Source organism: uncultured Pigmentiphaga sp. (assembly GCF_937950555.1).
In the GTDB taxonomy this organism is placed as follows: Bacteria; Pseudomonadota; Gammaproteobacteria; order Burkholderiales; family Burkholderiaceae_B; genus Pigmentiphaga.
The window spans coordinates 1-6,345 of record NZ_CALFCW010000026.1; the positions used below are offsets into that span (position 1 = coordinate 1).

Consider the following 6,345-nt stretch of genomic DNA (forward strand, 5'->3'; position numbering starts at 1 on the left):
ACCGATGCCGGGTCACACCCATTTGCTCGGCTAGCCGCCTTTCGGCCGGCAAGGGCTCCCCCGCGGCCAACATCTGCCGCAACTGATCGACCAAACTCTGAATTTCTTCATTTGGTTGTGGGTTTGGTTGCATTCTTGTTCCTCGAATGGCTGGCAAGCTCTTTCTACGCGCGTCGGTGCCCAATGATGTGGCGCAGTGCACTATCTTAGCGCAGCTCGAGGTGCACGCCCTTTCCTGGGCTCGCCCCCCCCAATTTTGCCGCCCCGACTCAACCAAAATATCAACCAATTAGGGAAAACCATATCAAACCAAATTTTTGGTTTACACAACCGTGGTTGAAGTATAGATTTGGTGGCGACATCTAGTGTTGAACTCTGAATGAGGGAAAACGAAATGAGCGTCGCCGCCGTAGCCGCACCAGACAATCAAACCGAGCTCCAGCAAATGTACGCGGCCATCCAGGCCAAGAGCATGTTCCCTTTCTGGGCGAGGAATTCGGACGTCGAGCACGACGAAATCAAACAGCTAATGGAGGGCCCCAAGCCCATTCCCTACCGTTGGTCTTACGCGACCGACATCGCGCCGCTGCTCGAGCAATCGGCCCGCCTGGTGACGACGGAAAACACCGACCGCCGGTCGCTGATATTGGTCAACCCCGGCCTGGCTCCACGCCGCGCCACGGTCAGTACGATGTACACAGCCTACCGGCAGAACGACCCGAATGAGGTCATGCCGCCGCACAAACACACGGCGAGCGCGATCCGCTTCGGCCTGACCGGTAAACAGAACTTCACCGGCGTAGAGGGAGAAGACATCACCTTCGGCCCGGGCGACTTGGTGCTCACGCCCCGGGATACCTGGCACAACCATGGCAATACCGGCGACGAGCCCGCCATCAACCTCTCCGTCCTGGACTACCCGCTCGTGGAGAGCTTGAACGCGCTGCAATTCAGCCACGATTACCGCGAGGACGGCGAGTACAAGCGCAAGCAGTCTGCCCGTTTCCCCACCGAATATTCCGCGATGGTTTATGGCTCGGGTGGGCTGCTGCCCCGCTTTGTCGATCATGTGCGCGGAGGCGGCGACTCTTCGCCCATGTATGTCTATCGGTACGAACCCATGCGCGAGCTGCTGCACCGGCATCGCGACTGGTCCGAGAATCCGCATGAGGGGCTACTGATCGAGTACGTGCATCCCGTGCGCGGGGGCCCGGTCTACAAGACCATGACATTCTTCATGCAAATGGTGCGTCCCGGTGAAAAAACCCTTCCGGTCAAGCAGACGGCCAATCTCTTGGTCGCACCGTTCGAAGGGGCAGGTAAAGCCTACATCGACGACCAAGCCTTCGACTTGGCGCCGTTCGACACCCTCGCCATACCGGGCGATTGCTGGACGAGCTACGAAAACACCAGCCGCTCGGAGCCGCTGATCCTATTCGTCGCCAGCGACGAGCCCGCTTTGTCCAGCTTCGGGTTGCTGCAGCGTTGGGGCAAAACGGAGTCGGGCGACGTCATCCGCCTTGCGTAAGGAGCACAACGTGTCCAGATCGTGGAATACACGTCAGCTCGCGCACATCGATTGCGATGGCGGAGGCCAGGTGTGGGTCGACCGGAACATCCTCTACGTCTCTCACATGCGGCCCCCGCACGGAACCTCTATCTACGACGTGTCCGACCCGCGCCATCCGCGGTTGTTGGCCACGCTAGAGGTCCCCATGGGCTGGCACTCTCACAAGGTGCGCGCCCAAGACGGGATCATGGTGGTGAACTATGAAAAGTTCCGTGAAGGAGCGCCAGAGTTCGGCGGAGGCCTCGGCATCTACGACGTCAGTCAGCCGTCCCGGCCGCGCCTGGTCAGCAGGTGGATGTCTGGCGGAGAGGGTGGGGGTGTCCATCGATACGATTTCGACGGGCGCTACGCCTACATCTCCCCCACGGCCGAGGGCTTCATCGGGAATATCGTCAAGATCATCGACCTGCACGATCCAGCCAAGCCGGAAGAGGTCGGAAGGTGGTGGATTCCCGGACAGAACGTCGGTGCCGGCGAAGAGTATCCATGGGACGACTACGTCCGGCCGCGTTGCCATCACCCGCTACGCATGGGGGACAGGCTGTACGTCTCGTACTGGCACCACGGCTTCTTCATCCTCGACATCTCCGACATGGGCCATCCCAAGCTGATATCGGGAGTGAACAGCAGCCCCGCGCATCCGCACCCGACCCACACCGCGCTACCGATCCCGGATCCCATACGCGGCCGGCGGCTCATGGTGGTGGCGGACGAGGACGTCGCAAAACTGCGGCCCGCTCCCCCGTCTTTCGCATGGATCTACGACATCACCGATGAGACGCAACCCATGCCCATCGCGACTTTCCAGGTCGATGGATTGGACCCTGACGGACTTCCGCAGGAACCCATGACTGGCTGCCACCAGCCGTCCGAGCGGTTCTTTGGCCACGTCATCCCATTTGCCTGGTTCGCTCAAGGACTCAGGCTGGTAGACATCTCCAATCCCTTCGCACCGAAGGAAGTGGGTTATTTCGAGCCGGACGTTCCGGAAGGATATGCACGCGTGTCTTCCAACGACGTAACGATGGACGAACGCGGCATTGCTTATCTGATCGATCGTCAGCGCGGACTGGACATTATCGAGTGCTTCCCCACTTAGAGAGGAGCCAAACGTGGATCAACCGACTATCCAGGCCTACGGGAAAAAGAATCCCAACTTGCCTTTTCATCCTGCCGTGCGGGCGGGAGACTTCGTCTTCATCTCCGGCCAGGTTGCCAAAGATGAAAACGGCAACATGATAAGCGGCACGATCGAGACCGAAACCCGCGCAACCATCGAGGCACTGCGCCGCGCCCTACAGGCTGCCGGCTGCGATCTCGAAGACGTCGTCAAAGTGACGACCTACCTGGCCGATGCCCGCGACTTCGGTCGATACAACGGCGTCTTCAAGGAATTCTTTCCAGAAGGACGCCTGGCACGCACGACCGTCGAGGCGCGCGCGGTCATCAACACGAAGATCGAGATCGAGTGCGTGGCCTACAAACCTTTGGCTTGACCGAACATGCGCGGCAACACGTCGCGCACGGGGCGGTCGCCAGCAGTGGCCGTCCCCGCAGCGCCGTGACGAGGCGGCGCATGCCATTCAAGCGTGAAACTTTGATAAGGAAGAACGATGTTGCAAGTCCTCGGCCGGGCCACATCCGGCAACGTGCAGAAAGTCCTGTTCCTGCTAGAAGAAGCCAAGATCCCCTATGAGCGCAAGGATTATGGGCGCATTTTCGAGAACACGACGCTAACGCCAGAATACAAGGCCATTAACCCGACCCAGAAGGTCCCGACCATCGTCGACGGCGAGCTCAGCGTGTGGGAGTCACACACCATCCTCCGCTACCTCGCCGCCAAGCACGGGCTCACCGCGCTGTACCCCGCAGACCCCGCCGCACGCACACACGTGGAACGCTGGATGGACTGGACGCTGGCCTCGCTCAACGCTGTCTACCTAGGCGGATTCCGCGACGCCAAGAAGAGCGCAGAGGAGCGTGCCCCCGACACGGTCAAGAACCTGGTCTCGGAACTGAGCATCCTCGAGTCCCAGCTTGAGAAACACCCTTGGGTGGCCGGCGAAGCCATGACGCTCGCGGACGTCTGCATGGGGCCCATCGTGCGCCGATGCATCGCTTTTCCCTTCGAGCTTCCTGCCATGCCCAAGATTTCGGCATGGGTGAAAAAGCTCGAGGCCATGCCGTCTTTCCAAAAAGCGGTTGCCGCGGGCTGACGCGACAACTCGCGAACCAATAACTCATGAAAATCGTTGGCAGCGCCCGCGCGCCGCCAACGCAAACATTGTTCTTGCCGTTACATTGCGGGGGCCCCTAATGCCACTCACGATGCATTTCAGTTTTCGAAGCGCGGTGCCAAGAACGGTATGCGCCAATCGCACCCGCTTCGCCGGCAGCACTGAGGCAAAGCGTTTCCGTGTCTCGCGGGCCATCAAAGGCGCGCTTTGCCATGTACTCCTCTCCGTATCCGCCCTGCCCGCACTCGCTGACGACTACCCCTCCAAACCGATACGCCTTGTCGTCAGTTTCCCGGCAGGAGCCGGCACAGACCTGATCGCGCGCGTCGTGGGGGCCGAACTGCAGAACATCTGGGGACAGCAGGTAATCGTAGAAAACAAGCCCGGCGCGGCAGGCAACATAGCGGCCGAAACGGTACTTCGTGCACCTGCAGATGGCTATACCTTGCTCATCGTCAACAGCACGTTCACGGCCAACGTGGGCCTGTTCCCGAAGCTCCCATTCAACCCCATCACTGATTTCCAACCCATTACGCGCTTGGGAGCGTCACCCATGGTGATCGCCGCGGCAGGCAACACGCAGTTTGACAACCTAGACCAAATGGTCACCGCGGCCAAATCAGCACCGGGAGCGCTTAGTTATGCGTCGTGCGGCAATGGTGGCCCGCCGCACATCGTTGCTGAGCAGTTTTTTCGCCTACACGGCGCCAACGTGACACACATCCCCTATAAAGGCTGTGCGCCGGCAACCACTGACGTCGTGGGCGGGCAGGTCCCCATCCTTTTCACGAACTACCTGAGCGTCAAGCCCTATCTGCCGACCGGACGGCTCAAGGCACTAGCCGTGACGCTAAGAGAACGCAGCCCGCTCGCGCCAGACATACCCACCGTCAGAGAGCTGGGCTTTGGCGATATCACGACGGACCTCTGGTTCGGCCTGGTGGCCCGCGCGGGTACGCCGCAGCCCGTCGTCGAGAAGCTGAGCGCCGCCGTCGCGAGGGCTCTCTCCTCGCCGTCCGTCCGCGAAAAACTCAACCAGCAGGCTGTGGAACCACAGCCGGATTCGCCCCAGGCGTTCGGCCAGTTCCTGAAAGAGGAGGTCGCGCTTTACAGCCGACTGGTCAAGGAGCTCGACATCAAGCTGGACTGAAAGAAGGCGCATCTGCGCCGAACCTGCGCCAACCTTGTCTGACGAGGAGAAAACCTTGTTCGATATCCATAGTTCGGCCTTGTCCGGGAACGTGCTGTCCGACATGTTCCAGGCGCCGGTCGCGGCGGCCAGGGAGTCGGTCGAACCGGCACGTACCCCGGCAGGCACGGCCCAGATCCGTGCGAGCGGTCTCGCCGTGGACTTCACCAACGGCGGCAAACGCATTCGCGTCCTGCACGACGTCAACCTCGAAGTGCAAAAAGGTGGCTTCGTGTCGCTGATCGGCCCGTCCGGCTGCGGCAAGAGCACCCTGCTGAAAGTCTTGGCCGGCCTGCTGGCGCCGACCGAAGGCGTGGTTAGCGTCGCCGGGGTCACACCGGTGGAAGCCGTGCGGCAGCGGCGAGTGGGGCTGGTGTTCCAAGAGGCGGCCCTCATGCCGTGGAAAAACGCCATCGACAACGTCTGCCTATTGATGGAAGTCACGCACAAGCATCGGTCCCGGTCGGAAATCCGCGACAGGGGCATGGAGATGCTAAAGCTGGTCGGCCTGGAGCACGCCGCCCTACGCATGCCTTCGCAATTGTCTGGCGGAATGCGCCAGCGAGTGGCCATAGCCCGCGCTCTGGCATTGGACCCGGAAGTCCTCATGATGGACGAACCCTTCGGGGCGCTCGACGCCATCACCCGTGAAGCGATGAGCGACTTCCTCCTCGAGATTTGGGAGCGCACGGGCAAGACCATCGTCTTCGTCACCCACTCCATCGATGAAGCGGTGTTCCTGTCCAAGGAGGTTTATGTCATGGCAACGAACCCGGCGCGCATCATCGAACGCCTGCCGATCGAGCTGCCCTACCCTCGCAACGAGGCAAGCTACTCGATCAAGCCATTTCATGATGCCGCTACCCACTTACGCCGACTCCTAAAAGAAGGACATCGCAACGGGAGCTTCGCATGACCGCCGCCACCGCCAAGACACCCCTGCAAGCCGATGCGCCGTCACGCAATCGTTTCGCAGCACAAACCATGTCTCACATACTTCCCGCCATACTGCTGATGGCAGCAGTATTGGCAGCGTGGGAAGCCATCGTGCGCCTAGCTGGCGTGCCGGAGTTCGTGCTTCCGGCACCCACGCAGATCCTGCGGACGCTCGCCGAACGCCAGCCGCAGCTCCTGGTGGCGTCCCTGGTCACGGGCGAAGAGGTTCTCTACGGATTCGCATTGTCCGCCGCAATCGGAGTTGCTCTCGCACTGCTCATTGCCCGTTACGACCGCTTCGGCAATGCGCTCTATCCGCTCATCGTGCTCTTCCAGAACGTTCCGAAGATCGCCCTGGCCCCGCTCTTCATCCTTTGGTTCGTGTATGACCTGCTGCCCCAGGTCGCGCTGAT

6 protein-coding genes and 1 pseudogene are annotated in these 6,345 nt (G+C 60.9%); all 7 read left to right on the forward strand.

What is annotated here, in order from left to right:
• Positions 1-394 precede the first annotated feature (394 nt).
• The gene (locus Q0319_RS06470; RefSeq protein WP_299451485.1) at positions 395-1,528 is read left to right on the forward strand and encodes a cupin domain-containing protein; all 1,134 of its coding nucleotides are present in this window, start codon (positions 395-397) and stop codon (positions 1,526-1,528) included.
• 10 nt (positions 1,529-1,538) lie between these two features.
• On the forward strand, positions 1,539-2,669 hold the full coding sequence (locus Q0319_RS06475) for a hypothetical protein (RefSeq protein WP_299451486.1): 1,131 nt from the start codon (positions 1,539-1,541) through the stop codon (positions 2,667-2,669).
• Between the two features lie 13 nt (positions 2,670-2,682).
• A complete protein-coding gene (locus Q0319_RS06480; protein WP_299451487.1) occupies positions 2,683-3,066 on the forward strand; it encodes a RidA family protein in 384 nt (127 codons plus the stop codon).
• Between the two features lie 117 nt (positions 3,067-3,183).
• On the forward strand, positions 3,184-3,786 hold the full coding sequence (locus tag Q0319_RS06485) for a glutathione S-transferase family protein (RefSeq protein ID WP_299451488.1): 603 nt from the start codon (positions 3,184-3,186) through the stop codon (positions 3,784-3,786).
• A gap of 136 nt (positions 3,787-3,922) precedes the next feature.
• Entirely contained in the window at positions 3,923-4,957 is a 1,035-nt protein-coding gene (locus tag Q0319_RS06490) for a tripartite tricarboxylate transporter substrate binding protein (RefSeq protein ID WP_299451489.1), read from the forward strand.
• Positions 4,958-5,012: 55 nt separating this feature from the next.
• Positions 5,013-5,912, forward strand: coding sequence for an ABC transporter ATP-binding protein (locus tag Q0319_RS06495; RefSeq protein ID WP_299451490.1), 900 nt, complete (start codon positions 5,013-5,015; stop codon positions 5,910-5,912).
• Positions 5,909-6,345, forward strand: a pseudogene (locus Q0319_RS06500) (hypothetical protein); the annotation flags it as partial. The gene Q0319_RS06495 and the pseudogene Q0319_RS06500, both read left to right, overlap by 4 nt.